At 65.1% G+C, this 20,258-nt stretch carries 23 protein-coding genes; 17 read left to right on the forward strand and 6 right to left on the reverse strand.

Annotated elements, in window-relative coordinates:
* Positions 1–13: 13 nt before the first annotated feature.
* The gene (locus NR187_RS11555; RefSeq protein ID WP_211382580.1) at positions 14–889 is read left to right on the forward strand and encodes a branched-chain amino acid ABC transporter permease; all 876 of its coding nucleotides are present in this window, start codon (positions 14–16) and stop codon (positions 887–889) included.
* Positions 886–3,426 (forward strand): branched-chain amino acid ABC transporter ATP-binding protein/permease, encoded by a 2,541-nt coding sequence (locus NR187_RS11560; RefSeq protein ID WP_256806523.1) that lies wholly within the window; start codon positions 886–888, stop codon positions 3,424–3,426. The genes NR187_RS11555 and NR187_RS11560 overlap by 4 nt, the downstream gene beginning before the upstream one ends.
* A 78-nt stretch (positions 3,427–3,504) precedes the next feature.
* On the opposite strand, the gene NR187_RS11565 is transcribed toward NR187_RS11560, so the two are convergent.
* Complete coding sequence (locus NR187_RS11565) at positions 3,505–4,479, reverse strand: tripartite tricarboxylate transporter substrate binding protein (protein WP_211382578.1); 975 nt, start codon at positions 4,477–4,479, stop codon at positions 3,505–3,507.
* A gap of 445 nt (positions 4,480–4,924) precedes the next feature.
* Here NR187_RS11565 and NR187_RS11570 point away from each other — a divergent pair, with 445 nt between their 5' ends.
* The 3 genes from NR187_RS11570 to NR187_RS11575 all read left to right on the forward strand — a co-directional run bounded on the left by NR187_RS11570 (position 4,925) and on the right by NR187_RS11575 (position 6,268).
* Positions 4,925–5,530, forward strand: a complete 606-nt coding sequence (locus tag NR187_RS11570; RefSeq protein ID WP_256806524.1) for a hypothetical protein — start codon at positions 4,925–4,927, stop codon at positions 5,528–5,530.
* 29 nt (positions 5,531–5,559) lie between these two features.
* Positions 5,560–5,796, forward strand: a complete 237-nt coding sequence (locus tag NR187_RS34890) for an HGGxSTG domain-containing protein (protein ID WP_283814078.1) — start codon at positions 5,560–5,562, stop codon at positions 5,794–5,796.
* Positions 5,797–6,091: 295 nt separating this feature from the next.
* Complete coding sequence (locus NR187_RS11575; RefSeq protein WP_211382576.1) at positions 6,092–6,268, forward strand: hypothetical protein; 177 nt, start codon at positions 6,092–6,094, stop codon at positions 6,266–6,268.
* A 34-nt stretch (positions 6,269–6,302) separates the two neighbouring features.
* Here the strand turns inward: NR187_RS11575 and NR187_RS11580 are convergent, their stop codons facing one another.
* Positions 6,303–7,610 (reverse strand): GAF domain-containing sensor histidine kinase, encoded by a 1,308-nt coding sequence (locus NR187_RS11580; RefSeq protein ID WP_306235318.1) that lies wholly within the window; start codon positions 7,608–7,610, stop codon positions 6,303–6,305.
* 39 nt (positions 7,611–7,649) lie between these two features.
* On the opposite strand from NR187_RS11580, the gene NR187_RS11585 reads away from it, so the two are divergent.
* The 6 genes from NR187_RS11585 to NR187_RS11610 all read left to right on the forward strand — a co-directional run bounded on the left by NR187_RS11585 (position 7,650) and on the right by NR187_RS11610 (position 13,135).
* Positions 7,650–8,099, forward strand: coding sequence for a hypothetical protein (locus NR187_RS11585; RefSeq protein WP_211383566.1), 450 nt, complete (start codon positions 7,650–7,652; stop codon positions 8,097–8,099).
* A gap of 103 nt (positions 8,100–8,202) precedes the next feature.
* Positions 8,203–8,547: a response regulator gene (locus NR187_RS11590; protein ID WP_249128931.1), complete on the forward strand. Its 345-nt coding sequence runs from the start codon at positions 8,203–8,205 to the stop codon at positions 8,545–8,547.
* Positions 8,548–8,684: 137 nt separating this feature from the next.
* On the forward strand, positions 8,685–9,929 hold the full coding sequence (locus tag NR187_RS11595) for an MFS transporter (RefSeq protein ID WP_211382574.1): 1,245 nt from the start codon (positions 8,685–8,687) through the stop codon (positions 9,927–9,929).
* A 221-nt stretch (positions 9,930–10,150) separates the two neighbouring features.
* Positions 10,151–10,615: a hypothetical protein gene (locus tag NR187_RS11600; RefSeq protein WP_211382573.1), complete on the forward strand. Its 465-nt coding sequence runs from the start codon at positions 10,151–10,153 to the stop codon at positions 10,613–10,615.
* Positions 10,616–10,747: 132 nt separating this feature from the next.
* The gene (locus NR187_RS11605) at positions 10,748–11,941 is read left to right on the forward strand and encodes a M20/M25/M40 family metallo-hydrolase (RefSeq protein WP_211382572.1); all 1,194 of its coding nucleotides are present in this window, start codon (positions 10,748–10,750) and stop codon (positions 11,939–11,941) included.
* A gap of 186 nt (positions 11,942–12,127) precedes the next feature.
* Positions 12,128–13,135, forward strand: a complete 1,008-nt coding sequence (locus NR187_RS11610; RefSeq protein ID WP_256806585.1) for an alpha/beta fold hydrolase — start codon at positions 12,128–12,130, stop codon at positions 13,133–13,135.
* Between the two features lie 44 nt (positions 13,136–13,179).
* On the opposite strand, the gene NR187_RS11615 is transcribed toward NR187_RS11610, so the two are convergent.
* Positions 13,180–13,443, reverse strand: a complete 264-nt coding sequence (locus tag NR187_RS11615) for a hypothetical protein (protein ID WP_211382571.1) — start codon at positions 13,441–13,443, stop codon at positions 13,180–13,182.
* A 191-nt stretch (positions 13,444–13,634) separates the two neighbouring features.
* Here NR187_RS11615 and NR187_RS11620 point away from each other — a divergent pair, with 191 nt between their 5' ends.
* Both NR187_RS11620 and NR187_RS11625 read left to right on the forward strand, forming a co-directional pair.
* On the forward strand, positions 13,635–14,723 hold the full coding sequence (locus NR187_RS11620; protein WP_211382570.1) for a mandelate racemase/muconate lactonizing enzyme family protein: 1,089 nt from the start codon (positions 13,635–13,637) through the stop codon (positions 14,721–14,723).
* Positions 14,724–14,822: 99 nt separating this feature from the next.
* On the forward strand, positions 14,823–15,971 hold the full coding sequence (locus tag NR187_RS11625; RefSeq protein ID WP_256806525.1) for an amidohydrolase: 1,149 nt from the start codon (positions 14,823–14,825) through the stop codon (positions 15,969–15,971).
* A gap of 15 nt (positions 15,972–15,986) precedes the next feature.
* Here NR187_RS11625 and NR187_RS11630 read toward each other — a convergent pair whose 3' ends face one another.
* Both NR187_RS11630 and NR187_RS11635 read right to left on the reverse strand, forming a co-directional pair.
* Positions 15,987–16,130 (reverse strand): hypothetical protein, encoded by a 144-nt coding sequence (locus tag NR187_RS11630; RefSeq protein WP_256806526.1) that lies wholly within the window; start codon positions 16,128–16,130, stop codon positions 15,987–15,989.
* Positions 16,127–16,354: a hypothetical protein gene (locus NR187_RS11635; protein ID WP_372703041.1), complete on the reverse strand. Its 228-nt coding sequence runs from the start codon at positions 16,352–16,354 to the stop codon at positions 16,127–16,129. The genes NR187_RS11630 and NR187_RS11635 overlap by 4 nt, the downstream gene beginning before the upstream one ends.
* Before the next feature lie 342 nt (positions 16,355–16,696).
* Here NR187_RS11635 and NR187_RS11640 point away from each other — a divergent pair, with 342 nt between their 5' ends.
* Together NR187_RS11640 and NR187_RS11645 are read left to right on the forward strand one after the other, a co-directional pair.
* A complete protein-coding gene (locus NR187_RS11640) occupies positions 16,697–17,152 on the forward strand; it encodes an Hsp20 family protein (protein ID WP_211382567.1) in 456 nt (151 codons plus the stop codon).
* 113 nt (positions 17,153–17,265) lie between these two features.
* Complete coding sequence (locus NR187_RS11645) at positions 17,266–17,592, forward strand: hypothetical protein (RefSeq protein ID WP_211382566.1); 327 nt, start codon at positions 17,266–17,268, stop codon at positions 17,590–17,592.
* Between the two features lie 26 nt (positions 17,593–17,618).
* On the opposite strand, the gene NR187_RS11650 is transcribed toward NR187_RS11645, so the two are convergent.
* Positions 17,619–18,806, reverse strand: a complete 1,188-nt coding sequence (locus tag NR187_RS11650; protein ID WP_256806527.1) for a CaiB/BaiF CoA-transferase family protein — start codon at positions 18,804–18,806, stop codon at positions 17,619–17,621.
* Positions 18,807–18,983: 177 nt separating this feature from the next.
* Here NR187_RS11650 and NR187_RS11655 point away from each other — a divergent pair, with 177 nt between their 5' ends.
* Complete coding sequence (locus tag NR187_RS11655; protein ID WP_211382564.1) at positions 18,984–19,871, forward strand: hypothetical protein; 888 nt, start codon at positions 18,984–18,986, stop codon at positions 19,869–19,871.
* 157 nt (positions 19,872–20,028) lie between these two features.
* Entirely contained in the window at positions 20,029–20,256 is a 228-nt protein-coding gene (locus NR187_RS11660) for a hypothetical protein (protein WP_211382563.1), read from the forward strand.
* Positions 20,257–20,258 lie beyond the last annotated feature (2 nt).

Consider the following 20,258-nt stretch of genomic DNA (forward strand, 5'->3'; position numbering starts at 1 on the left):
GCTTGGACGCAACATGCAGTTCGAGTTCTTGCTGGAACAGGTGGTGAATGGCCTCGTGCTCGGAGGCTATTACCTTCTCATTGCGCTCGGGCTGTCGCTGATCTTCTCGGTCGGCGGCATCGTCAATCTGGCGCATGGCGCCTTCTATGCGCTCGGCGCCTATGTCAGCGTCGAGCTGACCAGGCGTCTCGGCTTCGGCGCTTCGGTGGCGATCTCGCCTTTCGCGGTCGCGCTGCTCGGAATCCTCTTCGAGCGCTTCATCCTGCGGCGCTTCTACTCCGCCGATCCGATCCTCAGCCTGCTCGTGACCTTCGGGCTTGCGATGGTCGCAGAGCAGGCGATCCGCATGATCTGGGGCGCGGCGCCGGTCTCGACCGAGATCCCGCAAAGCTTTCGCGGCTCGGTCATCGTCGGCGATTTCCTGTTCTCGCGCTATCGCCTGCTGATCCTCGCTGTCGTCGCCGCCATACTGCTCGGGATCTGGCTGCTGCTGCAAAAGACCTCGTTCGGCCGCGTGGTGCGCGCCGGCATCCAGCGGCCCGACATGGTCGCGGCGCTCGGCATCCGGCTGCAGCCCTACATGACGGGGATCGTAATGCTCGGCGTCGGCATGGCCGCGCTCGGCGGCGCCTTCTTCGCGCCGATCACCACCGTGCATCCGGCGATGGGCGCCGAGATCATGACCATTGCCTTCGTCGTCGTCGTGATCGGCGGCCTCGGCAGCTTCTGGGGCGTCGTCATCTCCGCCCTGCTCGTCGGCGTGGTGCGCGGCATCGCCATTCATTTCGAGCCGGCCGCCGGTGAAGCCTCGATCTACATCCTGATGTTCCTGGTGCTGCTGGTGCGCCCACGCGGCCTGCTCGGCGAACGCATCGAGAAGTTCGAATGAGGAGCGCCTCGCCCATCCACAGGCTGAAGCCGCTGCTGATTGCGACCGTGGCCATCGTCGCGCTGCCCTTCCTGCTGAAGGCGTTCGGCTTGTCCTTGAACACCGGCACCTGGATCGTCGGGCTCGCGATCGCGACCAAGGGGCTCAACCTCTGCATCGGCTATACCGGCCTCGTCTCGTTCGGCCACAGCGCCTGGTTCGGCATCGGCGCCTATGCCGCGGGCCTGATCCAGCTGCGTTTCTTCCCCGGCGAGATCTGGCTGCCGCTACTGGGATCGATGATCGTCGTCGCGATCGCATCGGGCGTCATCGGCATGCTGATCCTGCGCCGGCGCGGAGTCTACTTCTCACTGCTGACACTGGCGCTGGCCGCGCTGGTCTACACCACCGCCTTCCGCTGGACGAGTCTCACCGGCGGCGAGGACGGGCTCGGCGGACTGAAGCGCGGCAGCATCGGCTCCATGAGCTTCGACAATGCGCTCAACTATTACATCGTGGTCTCTGTCGTCGGGCTCGCCGTCCTCTACATGCTGATGCGCCTCGTGCGCTCGCCGTTCGGCCATGTCCTGGTGGCGATCCGCGAGAACCAGCTGCGCGCGAGCTTCCAGGGCTATCCGGTCGAGCGCTACAAGCTCGCGGTGTTCGTGATCTCCGCCGTGGTCACCGGGCTTGCCGGCGCGCTGATCGCATTCCTGAACTATCTGGTCTCGGCGGAGGCCGTCTCGGTGCCGTTCGCCGGCGAGCTTCTGGCCATGGTCGTCATCGGCGGCATGCGCAGTCTGCTCGGCCCCGCACTCGGCGCGCTGTTCTTCATCCTGTTCAGAGAGCTGTTCTCGATCTGGACGTCGGACTGGCTGTTCTGGTTCGGACTCATCTTCGTGGCCTTCGTGATGTATTCGCCCGGCGGCCTCGTCGGCATCGGCGCGCTGGTCATGCGGCGCCTTCGTCCACCCGCGGAAGAAACAGCCGCGATGAGCCGGCGCAAGATCTATGACGGCCTGCCGCTGCCTGATTTCCTCCAACCGGAATCGCTCCAGGGCACTGTGCTCGAGGTGACCGGCGTCTCCAAAAAATTCGACGGCATCCGCGCGGTCGAGAATGCGAGCATCAGCGTCGCCGCCGGCGATATCCACGCCCTGATCGGGCCGAACGGGGCCGGCAAGACCACGTTGTTCAATCTGGTCTCCGGCCTCTACGCGCCGGATCAAGGCACCATCCGCCTGCGGGGCCGCGACATCGCCGGCGTGCCCGCGAATGCCATCTGCCACCAGGGGCTGGCGCGCTCGTTCCAGATCACCAATTTGTTCCGCGGACTGAGCATCTACGAGAATTTGCGCCTGTCGCTGCAGGCGCGGCGGCCGATGCGCTTCAACATCTGGAACGACATCGACGCGTACGAGGACATCCACGCCGAGACCGCCGCGCTGACAAAATTCCTCGGGCTCGAAGGCATCGAGCAGATCGAGGGCGGCGAACTTTCCTATGGCGGGCAGCGGCTGGTCGATCTCGGCATCGCGCTCGGCTCAAGGCCGCAGGTGCTGCTGCTCGACGAGCCGCTCGCCGGCCTTGCGGCGGCCGAGCGCGAGCGCGTGTCCAACCTCGTCCAGAACATCGCGACCAACATTCCCGTGCTGATCGTCGAGCACGACATCGACCGCGTGCTCGGCTTCTCGCAAGTGGTGACCGTGATGAACCAGGGCGAGGTCCTGATGTCGGACTGCCCCAAGGCGGTGCGCGCCGATCTGCGGGTGCAGGAGATCTACACCGGCAAGGGCATTCCCGCGGTCGCGCACCGGCGCAGCATTGAGGATGCAAGCGAGCGCGCCGCCGTCCTGCTCCTCGATGGCGTCAACACCTTTTACGGCAAGAGCCACATCCTGAGCGACGCCGCGCTCGACGTTCGCGAGGGCGAGATCGTCGCGCTGCTGGGCCGCAACGGCGCCGGCAAATCGACGCTGCTGAAGACGATCGCCGGCCTCGTGCCGGCGGCGTCGGGCAGCATCACATACCGTGGCGCCGACATCGCCCGCCTCCCGGCCCCCGACATCGCGCGCCGCGGCGTCGGTTATGTGCCGCAGGGCCGCGGGCTGTTCGCGGGCATGACCGTGCGCGAAAACCTCGCGCTCGGCCGCCTCGCCCGCAAGACCGACGGCAGCGACGGCGTGGTCTGGAACGAGGAGCAGATCCTGCAGTATTTTCCGCGCCTGAAGGAGCGCATGAACGTTGCCGCCGACTATCTCTCCGGCGGCGAGCAGCAGATGGTCGCGGTGGCCCGCGCGATGTCGGGCAATGTGAGCCTGTTGCTGCTCGACGAGCCGTTCGAGGGTCTCGCACCGGCGGTGACGCTCGAACTGTTCGGGGTGTTCGACCAGCTCCGCCGGCACATGTCGATCGTGATCGTCGAGCACAACCTCGACCTCGTGCTCGCGCTCGCCGATCGCGTCTTCGCGCTGGAGCGCGGCGCCGTGTTCCACCAGGGACCGGCCGCGCCGCTGCTCAACGATCTCAGCTATCGCAAGCAGATCCTGTGGCTGTGATGGAAACCGATGCGCTCCCTCTCCCGCAAGCGGGAGAGGTACAGCGGAGCGCACGACCACGCACAAGCGCAGCAGCCCCTACTCCGCCTTGATGTTCGCGGCCACGACGACCTCGGAAAGCTCCTTGGTCTCCTTCGCGATCGTGGCGGCGTAGTCGGCGGGGCTGAGCACGCTCACGACGCCTTGCGAGCCGAGCCGCTCCACGACCGCCGGATCCTCAGCAGCGGCGACGATCTCACGATGCAGCGTTTCCAGGATCGGCGCGGGCGTCGCCTTCGGCATGAAGAAGCCGACCCAGAACGAGATGTCGAAGCCGGGATAGCCGGCTTCGGCGACGGTCGGCACGTCCGGCAGCGACGGCAACCGCTCGGCCGACGACACCGCGAGCGCGCGCAGCTTTCCGGCCTTGACCAGCGGCACGGCCGACAAGGGATCGAACACCGCCAGCACCTCCTGCGCGAGAATACCGACCTCGGACGCAGCGCCGCCGCGATAGGGCACGTGGATCAGCTTGATGCCGGCCTTCCGGCTGAGCAACTCCATGGCGAGATGGGCAAGGTTGCCGTTGCCGCCAGAGCCGTAGGCGAGCGCGCCCGGTGCAGCCTTTGCCGCGGCGACGAGATCGGCAACGGTGCTGACGTTGGCCGTCTTGGGATTCTCGGGATTGACCACGAGGACGAGCGGCGCCGACACGACGCTGGTCAGCGGCGCGAAGTCTCTTTGCGGGTCGTAGCGGATGTCCTTGAACAGCGTCTTGTTGAGCGTGATGGTGGACGAGTTGCAGGCGAGGATCGTGTAGCCGTCGCCTTCCGCATGCGCGACGCCCTCGGCGGCGATCATGCCGTTGGCGCCGGCGCGATTCTCGACGACGAAGGGCTGGCCGAGCTTGTTGCTCAAGCGATCGCCAATGATCCGCGCGACGACATCGACCGGACCGCCCGCGCTGAATCCGACCATGATCCTGACCGGCCGCACCGGATATTTCTGCGCGAGAGCCTCGCTCGTCACGCACAACCCGGCGACGATCGCCAGCAGGCGAAGCGTTCGTTGCATTCGTTCTCTCCCCGGACGCTAGCTGCCGCTTTGCATGTATTGATGCGGCGCATTCGAGGGACATGATGAGCGGCCGCGCCGGATTTCGCAATCGCGTTTCCGCGCACGCATTCCGCCGCGCGGCACGTCAGAGCGGCATCCAAACAAAAATTGAGAAAACAACCCCATGCACAGTAGCCGGTCCCGGTCGGCCCAAGGACTTTGCATGCTCCGCAAGGACTTGCATGCCCCGCAAGGGCTTGGTGCCCCGCAATGTCGTTTGACACGTCGGGCAAAACACCTTCATGATGCCATCATCGCAACAATCGCCAGCGTCCACGCCGCCCGACCACGGGCCGCCTCGACGCGATTGTGCGTAAGCCCTTCATCGATATCTCAAAATTCGTAATCGCGCGCAGCGAGCGAACGGTCGCTCGCGCGTCTGCGCCAGCACAGGACACAGCACATGACGACAGTACCGAACCGCCCCATCACCTCGCCGGTTGCGGCAAACGATCGCGGCGGCCCCGCCGCGAGCCCCCGGATCAGACTCTACAAGCGCCGCATTGCGATCAGTCATCCCGACCCGCAAGCCGGTGAGCAATTGCTGGCCGAGGCGCTCGGCGCGGCGGACCGCGACGCGCTGCATGGCATCGTCAAGCAATTGGTCAAGGCGAGCGCGATCGGTCAGAAGCCCGACGAGGCCAATCTGGCCTTCATGGTCTCGATGATCAGGAGCATTGCACCGAAGGATTCCATCGAAGCCATGCTGGTGTCTCAGATGGTGTCCGTTCACATGGCGACGATGCGCTGCGCCTGTCGTCTCGCCATCACCGACAATCTTCCACAGCAGGAGAGCGTCACACGCGCATTGACCCGGCTGACCCGCACCTTCGCCGCTCAGGTCGAGGCCCTGAGCCGCCATCGCAACAGCGACGAGCGCACGATCACGGTTCGGAATCTGTCGGTGCAGGACGGAGGACGAGCGATCGTGGGGAATGTCACGCAGCATGCGAACGTGATCGTGGCGGAGGCGGGCCCGAGCGACGCAAGGCAAGGCGCCAACCCATGACCGACGGTCACCCCCGCAATACCGTCCCGATGCGGGCCAGTCCCCGCTGCGGCGCCAGGACCCGCGATGGCGGCACCTGCCGCGCACCTGCCGCGCACGGCAAGGCGCGCTGCCGCATGCACGGCGGGGCGCGGGGAACCGGGGCGCCGAGAGGGAACGGGAATGCGCGGACGCATGGCCTGTTCACTGGAGAAGCCATTGCAGAGTTGAGGGCGGCTCGGGTGCTGCTGGATGAGGCCCGCAAAATGCTCGGTGAACTGACGTGATCGTCCTGGGGACTTCGGCCCAGCGCGAGTGCAGCCAGTCGTCAGCCCCTCAGGAAATTTCCCATACCACCGCCAGGAGGACGATGGACAAGGCAAGACTGGCGGCGAGCAGCACGAGCACGGTGGGTCCCCGCTCGCCCCGGCGCGCTTCCGTAGGTGTCTCGACGGCCGTCTTCAAGCCGCGCCATCACATTTCCCTTCACAATGGGATTCAAGCAGGCACAGGACCAATCGTTCCCGGTTCTGGAACAGGGCTGTCACCCCCCGCGTTGGCTGAACAACGAAGGAGCGTGAGATGACCGAAAAGTACGATCCGGCCCGTGCCGACAAGCATGCCGAACCAGCCGGAAAAGCCCGCCGCCCGGACAAGGCCGACCGCGAACTCGAGAAGAGCTTGAAGGACAGCTTTCCGGCATCCGATCCGCCGAGCAGCACGCAGCCTGCGAAGGCGACACCAGATGGCAAGCGCTGAGCGGCGCGGAGGATGGATGCGCGAGACCGGCGGTCTACGAGATCACCGGCCCGGCCGCCAGCCGAGCCCTCTCGTCGAGGACGACCAGCGGCATTTGAAAGGTGAAGCGTGTCACATCGTCGGTCGAGGTCACATCGATGGTGCCACCGTGGGCCGATGCAATCTGTGACACGATAAACAGGCCAAGGCCCAGGCCTTGTTGGTTGCCCGTGTCCTGTCCGCGAACGAAGGGCACGAACAACTTGCCCAGAGTGGCCGGCGGAATGGCCGGGCCGTGATTGGTGACCGAAAGCGAAAAACTTCCATAGGTCTGGGCGCGCACGAAGACGAGGCTCTCAGCCGGGCTGTAGCTGAGCGCGTTGCCGAGGAGATTGGAAAGCAGCCGGGCTATCCGCTGGCGGTCGGCGAAGACCGGCTTCGTGACGGCAAACTCGGCTTCGATTCGGCGCTGGGGATGCGTGGCGCGCATTTCATCGACCACCTGCCTGAGCAAAGGCTCAAGCGGCTCCATCGATGGCGCCAGCGATATTTTGCCCCCGAGACGGCTGCGCGCAAGATCGATGACGTCTTCGATCAGCGAAGACATGCGGACGGTGCTCGTCGCCATCATGGCGACCAGAGAGATCGCCCTTTCATCGAGCGGCGTGCTTGCAAGAAGGCGCGTGCCGGCCGCGATCGCAGCCAGCGGATTGCGCAGATCATGCCCGAGCACCGCCATGAACTGCTCCTGCAATTCGGCCGCGGCCTTGGCATCGAGCAGCTTCGCCTCCGCGGTCGCGAGGCGCCTTGCCGCATCGAGATGGATGCCGATCAGGTCGGCGAACAGCCGAAACATGCCAGTGATGCCCGGATCCTTCAGCTTTGCCGGCTTCGGATCGAGCGCGCAGAGCGTTCCGAAGAAGCTCCCGTCGGCAAGAAAGATCGGCATCGAGATGTAGGACTGAAAGCCGTACATCGCCGGCGTATGATGGTTCGCGTAGCGCTCGTCCCGGGCGACGTGATCGATGACGACGGCCTCGCGCGCCTGGTGCACTTCGTGACAGATGGTCGTTTCGACCTTCAACTCCCCACCCGCCCCGAGGCCGAGCCCGACCTGGTCGTTGGCCGCGAGGCAGATCCAGCGATCACCGGTGACGCGCGCGATGGCCGAAAATCCCAGTCCTGTAACCTGGGACACGACTGCGAGAATGGTCGGGACCGCCGCAATCGCCTCGATGGCATCGATGTCGGCTTTAAAGTCGTGTTCCATAGAACTCCGTTCGCACCAGCCGGCGCGGTCATAAGCCTTATTCGCGCAGGTATATTCGAAGTCAAAGGAAATTGGTGACTGGCCGGCGTCCAACTACCGCGTCAGTTAAGGAACAGAAGCCGAGCCCAAGCCTTGGTCTGCATCAAATCCATGGATGGAACCAGGAAGATGATCTTCCTGGCTGCGGCACACGCCGCAATGGCAAGCGGTGCAGCACTGAAAGGTTTCAATGCTGTCGGCTTCGACCGCATTTCCCGACTGCGACCGATGTTCGCTTTGGCACATATCGGCATCGCTGCGATCGCGGTGGCGAACGGGAACATGGGCCGTTGGCGCGGGTTGGTGCGTCATGAACGAAGTGGCCTCTTACCCCTCATCCACAGCTCCCTTGCCATCGCTTGTGACTGTCTCGTGCGAACGGACCGGCTCGGAAATCCCGGACTGGCGAGCCGGTTGATCGTCCAGAGCATCCATGCGCGGGTTCGAATGGGCGAACGCCGGCCCACCATGCTGGCAAACCGAGCCATCGAAAATCACCAGCGAAATTGTCCCGAGCCGGACGGCCTGGGCAGCCTCAGGTGATGCCGCACTTCCGCGCTTCCGTCCCACGCGCGCACAGCAACGAAGATCCGAGCAACCAGCCTGGTCTTCATCACTTGAGCCGCGAGCAGATAGGAGACCCGGATTGAAGATACTTCTTGTAGAGGACGAGCCGTTGATCCTTCTGGACGTCGAAGATGGATTGCAGCAGGCGGATCATACCGTGATTTCGGTTTGCAACGCGGACAGGGCGATCGATGTTCTGCGCACGCAAGCCGTGGATCTCATTCTGACCGACATCGACATGCCCGGTTCCATGGATGGCCTGAAGCTGGCCGCTGCGGTGCGCGACCGCTGGCCGCCGGTCAAGATCGTCATCATGTCGGGGAAGAGGCGTCCCACCGACGAGGAACTGCCAACCCACGCTCGCTTCATCCCCAAGCCCTTCAGTCAGGCGCAGCTGCTGAGCGCCGTCGGCGTCTGGTCGTAGAGCGTCCCGGTCGATCTCGCCGGCGCGCACGAACGGGATCGGTGCAGTCTGGCAAGGCTGTTGCGCGGCGCGCCCCCATTGGCACCGTCGCCTCAATCATGTACCCCACCCCAAAACCTTCTCGGGACGGGGCACTCATGGAGACCGCAGCCACTGACGACGCGGGAGGCGCCACCCGCGCGCTGATCCTTGCGCTGCTTGCGCTGGCCTGTGGGCACATGCTCTCGACCCTGCTGCGCACCATTCCGGCTGTCAGCCTCGACCTGATGGCGGCGGATTTCCACATGGAGCCGCAGGCGCTGGCGAGCCTCACCTCGGTCTATCCCTTTGCTTTTGCCGCGGCGCAGATCCCGGTCGGTGCCGCGATGGACCGTTTCGGCGTGCGGCCGGTATCGCTGAGCCTGCTCGCGGGAACCGTGGTCGGCGCCATCGCGTCGGGGTTCGCGACCGGGCCCGAAAGCTTCGCGGTCGGGCAGGTGCTGCTGGGCATCGCGACCTCGGGCATGCTGATGTGTCCGATGACGCTGGCGGCCAAGCAATTGTCTGCGGCCCGGTTCGGCCTGTGGTCGGGCGCGATCCTCTCGATCGGCAATATCGGCATGCTGCTGTCGTCGAGCCCGCTCGCCTTCGTGGTCGATCATTACGGCTGGCGTGCCGGGTTCTGGATCTCGGCGCTCGGCGGCGTCTTCGTCGCGCTTGCGGTGTTCCTGCTGGTGCCGAGACAGCCAGCCGAGCACAAGGACGATTCCTCGCCGCTGTCGCAGATGATCGAGGTGCTGCGGCTGGGCTTCTCACGACCGCTGCGCGGCCTGATCGCGCTGGCGCTGGTGTCGCTGGCGACCTCGCTGGTGCTGCGCGGCCTGTGGGGCGGGCCGTGGCTGATGGACATCAAGGGATTGTCGCGGGTCGAGGCCGGCAACCAGCTCGGCGCGTTCACGCTGGCGATGATCGCGGGGCCCCTGTGCATCGGCATGATCGATCGCAGGCTCGGTCGTCGCCGCGAGCTGGTGGCGGGCACGCATCTGATCGGGGCGCTGCTGCTGGCGTTGATGGCGCTGGGCGCGCCGCATTATGCGGTCTCTGCGCTGTTCGGCGTGCCCGTGATGCCGCCGCAATATGACCTGGTGCTGTTCGTGCTGATCGGCCTTGCCACCTCCGCCCAGCCGCTGCTGTTCGGCATGTCGCGGCAGCTGGTCGACGCGCAGATGGCGGGCAAGGCGCTCGCGGCGATCAACCTCGCCTTCTTCCTCGGCGCGGCGCTGATGCAATCGGTCACCGGCGCGGTAGCCGCGTTGGCCGGGCTGCCGGCGGTGTTGCTGTTCATGGCGGGGGCGCTCCTTCTGGGCGCGCTGGTCTTCATGGCATACACGCGGAGCGTCTGACCTCGCAGGATGGGTAGAGCCATCATCAGCGCGCGTGCGGCATGCGAACGAAATGGCGGCGCGTCCGGAAGGGATTGTGAGCCATTTCACAAGACCTCCATTATGCACGCGCTAGTTTCTTTTCTCGCAAAGTGCATCTTCATCGCCCGTACCCAGCGTCGACTGGCTCGGCTTTCGACGGTCCCCCGCTGGTGCGGCAAACCTTTCGCGAGGATGGTCCCATGGCCCCGAACACGGACTCGAGCCTGCTCAATCTCAACACGCTGATATCGGTCACTCTTGCGGCGCAATTTGCCTTGTTCCAGCTGCGCATCAAACGCGAGATCGACGTGGGAGACAACAACAACCAAACGTGGTTTCCCGTTCCGGATATCATCAATATCCTGATGATGCTGATCGTGGTCGTATTCTGCGTCGTATTGCCTCTAGCCCACCATCAAAAATACGACAACACCTCGATTCTCGTGTTCACGGTCGCTGCCGTTCTGCTTGCTTTCCATCCCATCTGCATGATCGGGCACTATCGATTGTTCAGCAAGAAGGAACGCGAGCAGGGTCGACGGACTCCTATAATGGGCAAATCGGGCGTCCATACGCGTTACTGCACCGGGCAGGAAGCATTTCTGATTGGGCTCGCCCTTGTGTGCGCCCTGGCAGCCGGCGGATACGTGATGCGGTCGATGTGACGCCAGCACGCAGGATGGCTTTCGCTTCGCGCTCTACCCATCCTGCAAGCTCGCCGCACCGTTTCAGGCCCTTGCACAACGGCGCGCCTCAGGGGATGCTGATGCGCACATTGCATCAAGGGAATGAACTCCATGCCTGTCGACACCAAAGCCGCCACCGACCGCCTCATGCGCTTCCTCGCGATCGAGGGCGTCACCGGACAGGAGGCGGCGATCGGGCGTGAGCTCACCACCGCGCTGAAGGAGAGCGGCGTGCCGGCCAAGGCGATCCGGCTCGACGACGCCAATACCCGCATTCCGGTGCCGACCGAGACCGGCAACCTGATCGTCGACCTGCCCGGCCGCGGCGCGCTGCACAACCAGCCGCGCATCATGTTCATGACCCACATGGACACCGTGCCGCTGTGCGCCGGCGCCAAGCCGAAGAAATCCGGCCGCAAGATCGTCAACGAGGCCAGGACCGCACTCGGCGGCGACAATCGCTGCGGCTGCGGCGTGCTGGTGACGCTGGCCGCCGAGCTCGCCAAGCAGAAGCTCGATCATCCGCCGATCACGCTGCTGTTCTGCGTGCGCGAGGAGAGCGGGCTCTACGGCGCGCGCCACGTCAAGCTGGACGAGCTCGGCTCGCCGGTGATGGCGTTCAACTATGACGGCGGCTCGGCCTCCAACGTCGTGATCGGCGCCGTCGGCGCGGACCGCTGGAACGTCGAGATATTCGGCCGCGCTTCGCATGCCGGCGTCGCACCAGAGCGCGGCATCTCCTCCACCATGATCATGGCGCTCGCGCTCGCCGAGGTGAAGGCCGGCGGCTGGTTCGGCAAGGTGGTGAAGGGCAAGCAGCAAGGCACCAGCAATGTCGGTCCCGTCACCGGCGGCGAGGGCCGGCCCGCGGGCGACGCCACCAATGTCGTCACCGACTACGTGCATGTGCGCGGCGAGAGCCGCAGTCATGACGGAAAGTTCTTCAAGGAAATCACCAAAGCCTACAAGGCCGCGTTCGAGAAGGCGGCCAAGAAAGTCACCAACGCGCAAGGCAAATCCGGCAAGGTCAAGTTCAAGGCCGAGACCGACTATTATCCGTTTCGGATGAAGGAGACCCTCCCCGTCGTGAAACGCGCGATCGAGGCGGTCTCTGCCGTTGGCGGAACCCCGAACGTGCGCGCCGCCAATGGCGGCCTCGATGCCAACTGGATGGTGCGCCACGGCGTCCCGACCGTCACCTTCGGCGCGGGCCAGAACGAGGCGCACACCATCGACGAATGGATCAATCTCGACGAATACGACCGGGCGTGTGCGCTGGCCGTGCAGCTTGCGACGATGCGGTGAGCTGCCCAGCCAAAACACCACCGGCCTGCTACGCTTGATCTAAATCAAGCGTCGAGGCACGGAACCGTTGCCATGCTTCGCCGCAGCATGAGTTCCCAGGCCACCTTCCGCAATTGCCGGCGTGTGACAGCCGCCTTGATCCTGTCTCTGGCTTGCGCCTCCTGTGCGGGACGGCCCTTGCAGGGCGTGCTCGTTCCGGTCGAGGCCGCGGAGAGCACCTCGCGTGTCCCGGTCCTTGTCGCGACGACTCGCGAGCGCGCAGCCACCGACACCGGCGACATGTTCAGCCGCGAGCGCGCGGCCGCGATGTCCTACGCGATGGTCTCGGTCTCGATTCCGCCTGACGAGGCCCGTGTGGTCGGAGCGATCCAGTGGCCGGTGGTGCCGCCCGGCGATCCGCGCCGCGAGTTCGTCACGGTGTCGGCCGACTACCTCGACAAGGTCGCCTTCAACACCACCGTCAACAGCGTCGCCAGGACGACCCGCCGCAGCAAGGCGATGATCTTCATCCACGGCTTCAACAACCGCTTCGACGATGCGGTCTATCGCTTCGCACAGATCGTCCAGGACTCGAAGGCCCCAGTGATTCCGATCCTGTTCTCGTGGCCCTCGCAAGGTCTGGTCGGACTGCGCGCCTACGAGCGCGACGGCGAGGTCGCCCGCGACTCCGCCGGATCGCTCGACGGGCTGATCGACCAGGTCGCACTCAATCCCGCAATCCGCGAGATCACCGTGCTCTGCCATTCCATGGGCTGCCTGATCACGCTGGATGCGCTCCAGGCCAGGGCACGACGGACCGGGAAGATCGGCGGCAAGATCAAGAACGTGGCGATGGTGGCCCCCGACGTCGCGTTCGCGGCGTTTCGCGAACAGATGCAGGGCATGGGGACGTCGCGGCCGCGCTTCGCGCTGTTCCTGTCGCAGGATGACGGCGCGCTGAAACTGTCGAAGTCGATCGCGGGCGGCCTCGCCCGGCTCGGCGATGTCAATCCCGAAGAAGAGCCTTACAAGGGCGAGCTGGCGCGGGCCAATATTCTGGTGTTCGACATCACCCGCCTGCAGGGACAGGCGCATTCGCGCGCATTCGAAGACGCGAGCACCGTCATGGGCTTGATCGAGCGCAGGCTCGCCCAGGGTCAGCAGCTGGCCGAGGACGCTTCGCGGCGGCCGGCGGCGGGGGCGGCGTCACAGTAGCCCGGCTCAGGCTTGCATCTGCAAGCGGTCAGTCGACACGCGACTCATTTCGGGACGCATTCCACATTGAAAGCGATGATAATCTGCGCCGGGTCGGCCTTGCCCAGAGCCTTCAAATCCTCCAGGCCGCTTCTCAACCTCGCGCCGGCATCCTTCAAGCTGTCCTCGAGTTTCGATTTGGCCGTCTTGCATCGCTTTTCGTTGGAGAACTCCTGGAATACGACATTCGGAAGCAGTCTCCATTCGGCCCTGTCATTCGTGGCGGCCGGACTGACGGAGTAGGAGAATACATACATCAGGATCCACATCGGGTGCTCCTTCTGATCGAAAGCCGTACGGCATGTCTCCACCCCGGCGATGGTCCTCCTTGATCTACATCAACCCGCTAGCCTCGACCGACGCCGGGGGCCCTCGCAAGGTGCGCCAGGATTTTCACCACGACTGCATTGCCTGGCGGTGCCTGCCGGCCTAGCCTGCAAAGAAAACGCAGGGAGGCCCAATGCCGCGCATTTCAACCATCGAGTCCGGATTCTACCGGATCCCCCTCCCCGTCACGCTCTCCGACTCGACCCATGGCGAGATCACGGCGTTCGAGCTGATCACCTGCCGGGTGCGCGATTCAGATGGCGCCGAAGGGGTCGGCTACACCTATACGGTCGGACGCAATGGTGGCGCCGTCGCCGACATCCTCAAGCGCGAGATCCCGCCGCTCGTCGAGGGCCGCGAGGCCGACGACACCGAAGCGATCTGGCATCAGGTCTGGTGGGCGCTGCATTATGGCGGGCGCGGCGGGCCGGCGGTGCTGGCGCTCTCCGCGCTCGACATCGCGCTGTGGGATTTGAAGGCGCGGCGCGCGAAGCTGCCGCTGTTCCGGCTGCTCGGCGGCTTCGATGCGCGTGTGCCGTGCTATGCCGGCGGCATCGACCTCGATCTCTCCGTCGAGGCGCTGCTCAAGCAGACCGACGGCAATCTGGCCAAGGGCTTTCGCGCCATCAAGATGAAGGTCGGCCGGCCCGACCTCAAATCCGACGTCGCGCGGGTCGCGGCGATGCGCAGGCATCTCGGCGACGGTTTTCCGCTGATGGCGGATGCCAACATGAAATGGACGGTCGAGGAAGCGATCCGCGCCGCCCGCGCCTTCGTCCCCCATGACCTCACCTGGCTCGAGGAGCCGATCATTCCCGACGATGTCGCGGGCCACGCGCGTATCATGCAAGCCGGCGGCGTGCCGATCGCGGCGGGCGAGAATTTGCGCTCGCTGTGGGAGTTCAAGAACTACATCGTCGCCGGGGCGGTGTCCTATCCCGAGCCCGACGTGACCAATTGCGGCGGCGTGAGTGCCTTCGTGAAGATCGCGCGATTGGCCGAGGCATTCAACCTGCCCGTCACCAGCCACGGCGCGCACGACATCACCGTCCACCTGCTCGCGGCCTGCCCGAACCGGTCATACCTCGAAGCTCACGGGTTCGGGCTGGACAAATATATCGAGCACCCGCTGGTGCTTCAGGACGGCATGGCGCTCGCGCCGGACCGGCCGGGCCACGGCATCAGTTTCGACTGGAGCGGGCTGGCGAAGCTCGCGCCATAGTACGCGTGTTGCTGCACGCGAGCTATTCCCCCGCGCTGGATGCGGCGGGCGAATAATCGGTTATGGTGGCGGCAGCCGTCATCATCCGAAAGACCCACCTTGACACCCGAGCTGCACCAGAAACTGACCGCGTGGCGCCGGCATTTGCATGCGCATCCCGAGCTGTCCCTGCAGGAAGAGGCCACTTCCGCCTTCGTGCGGGAAAAACTCGCCGAGCTCGGCATTCCCTTCGAGGCCGGAATCGGCGGCCACGGCATCGTTGCGACCTTGACGCGCGGCCATGCGCAGAGCCGCGTCGGCCTGCGCGCCGACATGGACGCGCTGCCGATCACCGAGGACACGGGCCTGCCCTACGCCTCGACAACTGCCGGCGTGATGCATGCCTGCGGGCATGACGGGCACACCGCCTCGCTGCTCGGCGCCGCCGCGCTACTCGCCTCCGACACCAGCTGGAGCGGGACGGTCGACTTCATCTTCCAGCCGGCCGAGGAAGGCTTTGGCGGCTCGCGCGCGATGGTCGCCGCCGGGCTGTTCGAGCGCTTTCCGATGCAGCGGGTGTTCGGCTTTCACAACTGGCCGGGCCTTGCCGCCGGCACCATCGCGGTGCATGACGGCGTCGTCATGGCCTCCGGCGGGCGCATCACCATCACCATCGAGGGCCATGCCGGGCACGCCGGCATGCCGCATCTGACGCGCGATCCGGTGATGGCGGCGGGCCATTTGATCGTGGCGCTGCAATCGATCGTGTCGCGCAGTGTCGATCCGCTCGACACCGCCGTGCTCTCGCTGTGCACGCTCGAGGGCGGCACGGCGCGCAACCAGATCGCCGGACGCGTCGCGATCGGCGGCACGCTGCGGTATCATCGCGATGCGGTGAAGGACACCATCCTGGCGCGGATCGATCAGATCTGCGCCGGCATTGCCACGAGCTTCGGCGTCAAGGTGACGCCGGAGATCGTCATGGGCGTCGGCGTCGTGATCAACGCGCCGACCGAGGCGGGTCTCGCGCGCCTCGCCGCGGACAAGGTCCAGGCCGAGCTGCGGCGCGACCTCGCGCCCAGCATGGCCGGCGAGGATTTCGCCCACTATCTTCAGCAGCGGCCGGGCGCCTTCGTCTGGATCGGCAATGGCGAATTGCGCGACGGCGCCGAGCTGCACGGCCCGCGCTACGATTTCAACGACGCAATCCTTCCTGTCGCCTCCGGCTGGATGGCGGAAGTCGCCAAGAAAGCGCTGGCATCGAACTAGCGCAGCCGAAACCGGTCACGGGATTTCGCGCGGCAGCTTCCAGTCAGGCCGCGGCTCGAGTTTGCGTTCGCTCTCGGTCCTGGCGCCGGCCAGCAGCAGGCGATAGTGCCAGATCACCTTCCCGCTACCCTGGATGAGGAGATCGCGGACGTTGCTCATCGTTCCGCTCCCGTGGCAGCGGCACCCGATGGCGTGTTCGGAAGGATGAATGTGAGTGGGAAGGTGCCGGCGGCGAGAGCGTCCAGCGCGGCCTGCTCCTCGGCGAGACGTCGTTCGATGAACTGGCGTTCGATGTCCGACAGCTTGGTCTTCAGCAAGCGCCGGTAGCGGGAGAGATTGTTTCGGTGCGCGCGAATGCGGGCCAGATCTTGATCGAGCATCATCGTCACTCCAGACGGTCTTTCAAAGTCCTTTTCGAATAGCGTGTTGGAAGAGGAATCTTCCGGCGTAAAAAATATTCGGACGGCCGTCCTTGTCAAGACGTCCCCTCGCCGCTCCCCGGCCCGTTGGAGGGCGTCGCCCACCGGCGCCGGCGCTGGCTGAAAATTTTTTGGAGTTCCCCTCTTGCAACGTCCTTGCGCCATTCTAAGTCGTCTTTCGCCGCGAGAGCGGTGTGCCGGATGCCCGATCGGGTCCGGCGCGGGCGCCGGCCGGGGTCTTCGGACCTGCTCCGATTCCCTGTCTTGCGCTCCTTCGTATCCATCTTGCTCTTTGGAGGACTTGGTATGAGGACCAATTTTGACTTCGCGCCCCTGTGGCGCTCCACCATCGGCTTCGACCACCTGGCCGACCTCGTCGACAGCACGCTGCGCCAGGCGAGCGAGGACAACTATCCCCCCTACAACATCGAACGCTCCGGCGAAGACCACTACCGGATCACGCTGGCGGTGGCGGGCTTCGGCGCCAGCGACATCATCGTGACCGCCGAACAGAACGCGCTCACCGTCGAGGGCAGGAAGCCCGACGGCGCCGCGCGCGAATATCTCTACCAGGGCATCGCGGCACGCCCGTTCCGCCGCGTGTTCAATCTCGCCGACTACGTCCAGGTCAAGCAGGCCGCCTTTCAGGACGGTCTCTTGATCATCGATCTCGTGCGCGAGATTCCGGACGCGATGAAGCCGCGCCGGATCCCGATCGCGGGCGCCTCGTCACCGCAGATCGAGCAGAAGAAGGCGGCTTAGCCTCGCCAAAACGAGTTCGGCACTGCCCGCAACCAGCATGGCGGATGGCGACCTTGGTCGCCGTCCGCCGAGCAGGAACCATCCCTTTGAAAGGAGTGTAGAGGGAGACAACCATGACCAAGGCCAATGCTACCACCGGCGGTCTCGACCCGCTGTTTTATCCCGCCGCACATTACGAATCGCCGACCGCCGTCCTGAACGACCGCGCCCTCTCGACAGCGGAGAAGCGGATCATCCTGTCCTCGTGGGCTTCGGACATGTACGCGGTCGAATCCCATCCTGCATTGCGCGAGATTCCCGGCCTGGACCACGTCGTCCGGCTCGCGGACATCCTCGCCGCGCTGCGCAGGCTGGATGACGACGACGATCCGCCGCCCCGCGGCGGCGCTTCGATGCGGCTGCGGCGGTCTCCGACCGCCGCCACGCAGCCTCATTCGTAATCGGGCAAATTCGTGATGCGCATTGACTAGACGATGCCGCCTTGCCGAAGCGCCGCGATCGCGGCCTTGTCGTAGCCGAGCTCGGTCAGGACAAGATCGGTATGCTCGCCGAGCGTCGGCGGCCGGCTCACGATTTCGCCCGGCGTCTCCGACAGGCGGACGGCGGCGCGCGTCACCGGCGCGGGCTTCGGCAAGCCGGGATAGTCGATGTCCTGCATGAAGCCGGCGGCCCGGATGTGGGGATGATCCAGCGCCTGTTGCGGGCTCAGCACCGGCCCGGTCGGAATCATCGCCTTTCCGAGCGTGTCGACGGCCTCCTGCGTGGTGCGCTCGGCGCACCAGCGCGCCATCCGCTCGCTGATGACGGGGCCGTTGTTGCCACGGCTGATGTCGTCGGCAAAGCGCGGATCGTTCAGCCACTGCTCTTCCTCGCCCATCAGCCTGGCCCAGCGCTTGAACAGCGGATGCCCCGTGACCTGGCACAGCACCCAGCCGTCCTGGGTGCGATAGATGTCCGCCGGCGCCGCGGTCTGGCCGAGATTGCCTGTCGGCACGCGATTGACGTTGATCACGGCCTGCTCGATCAGCGTCGCATTGGTGAAGGACAGCGCGGTTGCCAGCAATGCGCCCTCGACGACCTGCCCGCGCCCGGATTTGCCGCGCTCGATCAGCGCGGCGAGCGTGCCGAACGCGCAATGCAGCGCCGTTCCGAAATCGACCCAGTTGACCGCCGCCCGGTAAGGCGGATCGCCGGCGCCGGTCATGTACACCGCACCCGACATGACCTGGCCGACGCCGTCGAAACCGACGCGGTCGGACCAGGGCCCCGGCCCGCCGAACGCGGTTGCCGTCGTCAGGATGATGTCGGGCTTGATCGCCTTGAGTGAGTCATAATCGAGCTTCATGGCACGGAGGGTCTGCGGCGGCAGATTGGCGACGACCACGTCGGCGGTCGCGATCAGTCGGCGCATCACCTCCTGCCCTTCCGGCTTCATCGGATCGAGCGTGATGCACTTCTTGTTGCGGTTGACCTGGAGAAACAGCGCGCCTTCGCCGCCCTCGCCCACCGGCGCGACGAAACGGTCCTCGCTGCCGTCGCGCTTTTCCACGCGGATGACCTCGGCGCCGAATTCGGCCAGCAAGGTCGCGCAATAGGGCCCCGCGATATAGCGCCCGAAATCGAGGACGCGCACGCCCTCCAGAACTCCTCCCATCGACCTCTTTCCTTATGTGTCTTTCGTCAGCTTACAGGGATTGGCTTTTGCGGCAAGGTGGCAACGGACGCCATGCCGTTCCCTGCCCCGCCCTCAAGATGCGACCGGCAAATCATTTCGACTGGCGGAAATTGTGCTCTATTATGCTCCCATCCGTCCCCCACCAGAGCCCCATCCATGCCGCAACAATTCGATCGATCCAAAGAAGATCTCGGCAACGCGATCCATTTCGAGCACGTCAACATCCAGGTCCCGGACCAGCGCCTCGCCACTCTGTTCTACGTCACCGGGCTCGGGCTGACCCGCGATCCCTATCTGATGGTGTCCGACACCAACATGTGGATCAACGCCGGACGGAGCCAGTTTCATTTGCCGAGCGGCAGGCCGCAGGTGCTGCGTGGCCATACCGGGCTGGTCATCGAAGGCCGCGAGGCGCTGCTGACGCGATTGGCGTCGGTGGCGAAGAAGCTCGAGGGCACGGCGTTCGCGTTCGCCGAGCGCAACGACCATGTCGAAGCGACCTGTCCGTGGGGCAACCGCCTGCGCTGCTACGAGCCCGACGCCGCGCGCTTCGGGCGCATTGCGCTCGGCATTCCCTATGTCGAGTTCGACGTGCCGGTGGGATCCGCGGCCCGCATCTGCGCCTTCTACCCTGAAATCATGGGCATGCCATCCGAGCTGTGGAACGGCGACGGCACGGTCGCCGCCGTGAAGACGGGCCGCGACCAGCATCTGTTGTTTCGCGAGACTGACCGGCCGCAAGGCGATTATGACGGCCACCATGTGCAGATGTACATCACCGATTTCTCCGGCCCTTACCGCAAGCTGCTGGCCCGCGACCTGGTCTCGCGCGAGGACAATCAGTACCAGTACCGCTTCTGCGACATCGTCGATCTCGACAGCGGCAAGCATCTTTTCACTGTCGAGCACGAAGTGCGCAGCGCGACCCATCCAATGTTCATGCGGCCGATGGTCAATCGCAATCCGGCAATCAACAATCGCAACTACGCGAACGGACATGATCAAGCGTCATGGGCGATGGGCCCGGATCAATACGAGGGATAAGCGCTGCCTGGACAATCCTGCCAAGACTGGCACGCCAGCGACAAAATCATCGCTCGCCGCAACAGCGTGACTCCGGTCACGGCGATCGTCGGACGCATGCGGCATCCTGTCCACAGTTGCGGGGATGATCCCGCAGCATCCAGACAGGAGAGACAACATGGCCCATCTGATCAAGCAAGACAGCGCGAACTTCGAACTCTCGATCGACCAGCTCGATGAAGTCGCCGGCGGCGGCTGGTTCAGCAGCGTGACCCACTTCATCCACGACGCGGGTCAAGCCATCGGCAAGTTCCTCTCGAGCACGCCGGTTGCCGTCCTTGCCGGCATTTTCGTCGGTGGTGGCGCGATCGTCGTCGGTGGTCAGGCTGCGATGAAGCAGAACTGAGC

Source organism: Bradyrhizobium sp. Bra64 (assembly GCF_024519875.1).
In the GTDB taxonomy this organism is placed as follows: domain Bacteria; phylum Pseudomonadota; class Alphaproteobacteria; order Rhizobiales; family Xanthobacteraceae; genus Bradyrhizobium; species Bradyrhizobium japonicum_G.

Excerpts from the sequence above, each read along its gene's own strand:
- NR187_RS11555 (WP_211382580.1), top strand. The coding sequence starts at position 14 with ATGCAGTTCGAGTTCTTGCTGGAACAGGTGGTGAATGGCCTCGTGCTC.
- NR187_RS11560 (WP_256806523.1), top strand. The coding sequence starts at position 886 with ATGAGGAGCGCCTCGCCCATCCACAGGCTGAAGCCGCTGCTGATTGCG.
- NR187_RS11565 (WP_211382578.1), bottom strand. The coding sequence starts at position 4,479 with ATGCAACGAACGCTTCGCCTGCTGGCGATCGTCGCCGGGTTGTGCGTG.
- NR187_RS11570 (WP_256806524.1), top strand. The coding sequence starts at position 4,925 with ATGACGACAGTACCGAACCGCCCCATCACCTCGCCGGTTGCGGCAAAC.
- NR187_RS34890 (WP_283814078.1), top strand. The coding sequence starts at position 5,560 with ATGCGGGCCAGTCCCCGCTGCGGCGCCAGGACCCGCGATGGCGGCACC.
- NR187_RS11575 (WP_211382576.1), top strand. The coding sequence starts at position 6,092 with ATGACCGAAAAGTACGATCCGGCCCGTGCCGACAAGCATGCCGAACCA.
- NR187_RS11595 (WP_211382574.1), top strand. The coding sequence starts at position 8,685 with ATGGAGACCGCAGCCACTGACGACGCGGGAGGCGCCACCCGCGCGCTG.
- NR187_RS11600 (WP_211382573.1), top strand. The coding sequence starts at position 10,151 with ATGGCCCCGAACACGGACTCGAGCCTGCTCAATCTCAACACGCTGATA.
- NR187_RS11605 (WP_211382572.1), top strand. The coding sequence starts at position 10,748 with ATGCCTGTCGACACCAAAGCCGCCACCGACCGCCTCATGCGCTTCCTC.
- NR187_RS11615 (WP_211382571.1), bottom strand. The coding sequence starts at position 13,443 with ATGTGGATCCTGATGTATGTATTCTCCTACTCCGTCAGTCCGGCCGCC.
- NR187_RS11620 (WP_211382570.1), top strand. The coding sequence starts at position 13,635 with ATGCCGCGCATTTCAACCATCGAGTCCGGATTCTACCGGATCCCCCTC.
- NR187_RS11630 (WP_256806526.1), bottom strand. The coding sequence starts at position 16,130 with ATGAGCAACGTCCGCGATCTCCTCATCCAGGGTAGCGGGAAGGTGATC.
- NR187_RS11635 (WP_372703041.1), bottom strand. The coding sequence starts at position 16,354 with ATGATGCTCGATCAAGATCTGGCCCGCATTCGCGCGCACCGAAACAAT.
- NR187_RS11640 (WP_211382567.1), top strand. The coding sequence starts at position 16,697 with ATGAGGACCAATTTTGACTTCGCGCCCCTGTGGCGCTCCACCATCGGC.
- NR187_RS11645 (WP_211382566.1), top strand. The coding sequence starts at position 17,266 with ATGACCAAGGCCAATGCTACCACCGGCGGTCTCGACCCGCTGTTTTAT.
- NR187_RS11650 (WP_256806527.1), bottom strand. The coding sequence starts at position 18,806 with ATGGGAGGAGTTCTGGAGGGCGTGCGCGTCCTCGATTTCGGGCGCTAT.
- NR187_RS11655 (WP_211382564.1), top strand. The coding sequence starts at position 18,984 with ATGCCGCAACAATTCGATCGATCCAAAGAAGATCTCGGCAACGCGATC.
- NR187_RS11660 (WP_211382563.1), top strand. The coding sequence starts at position 20,029 with ATGGCCCATCTGATCAAGCAAGACAGCGCGAACTTCGAACTCTCGATC.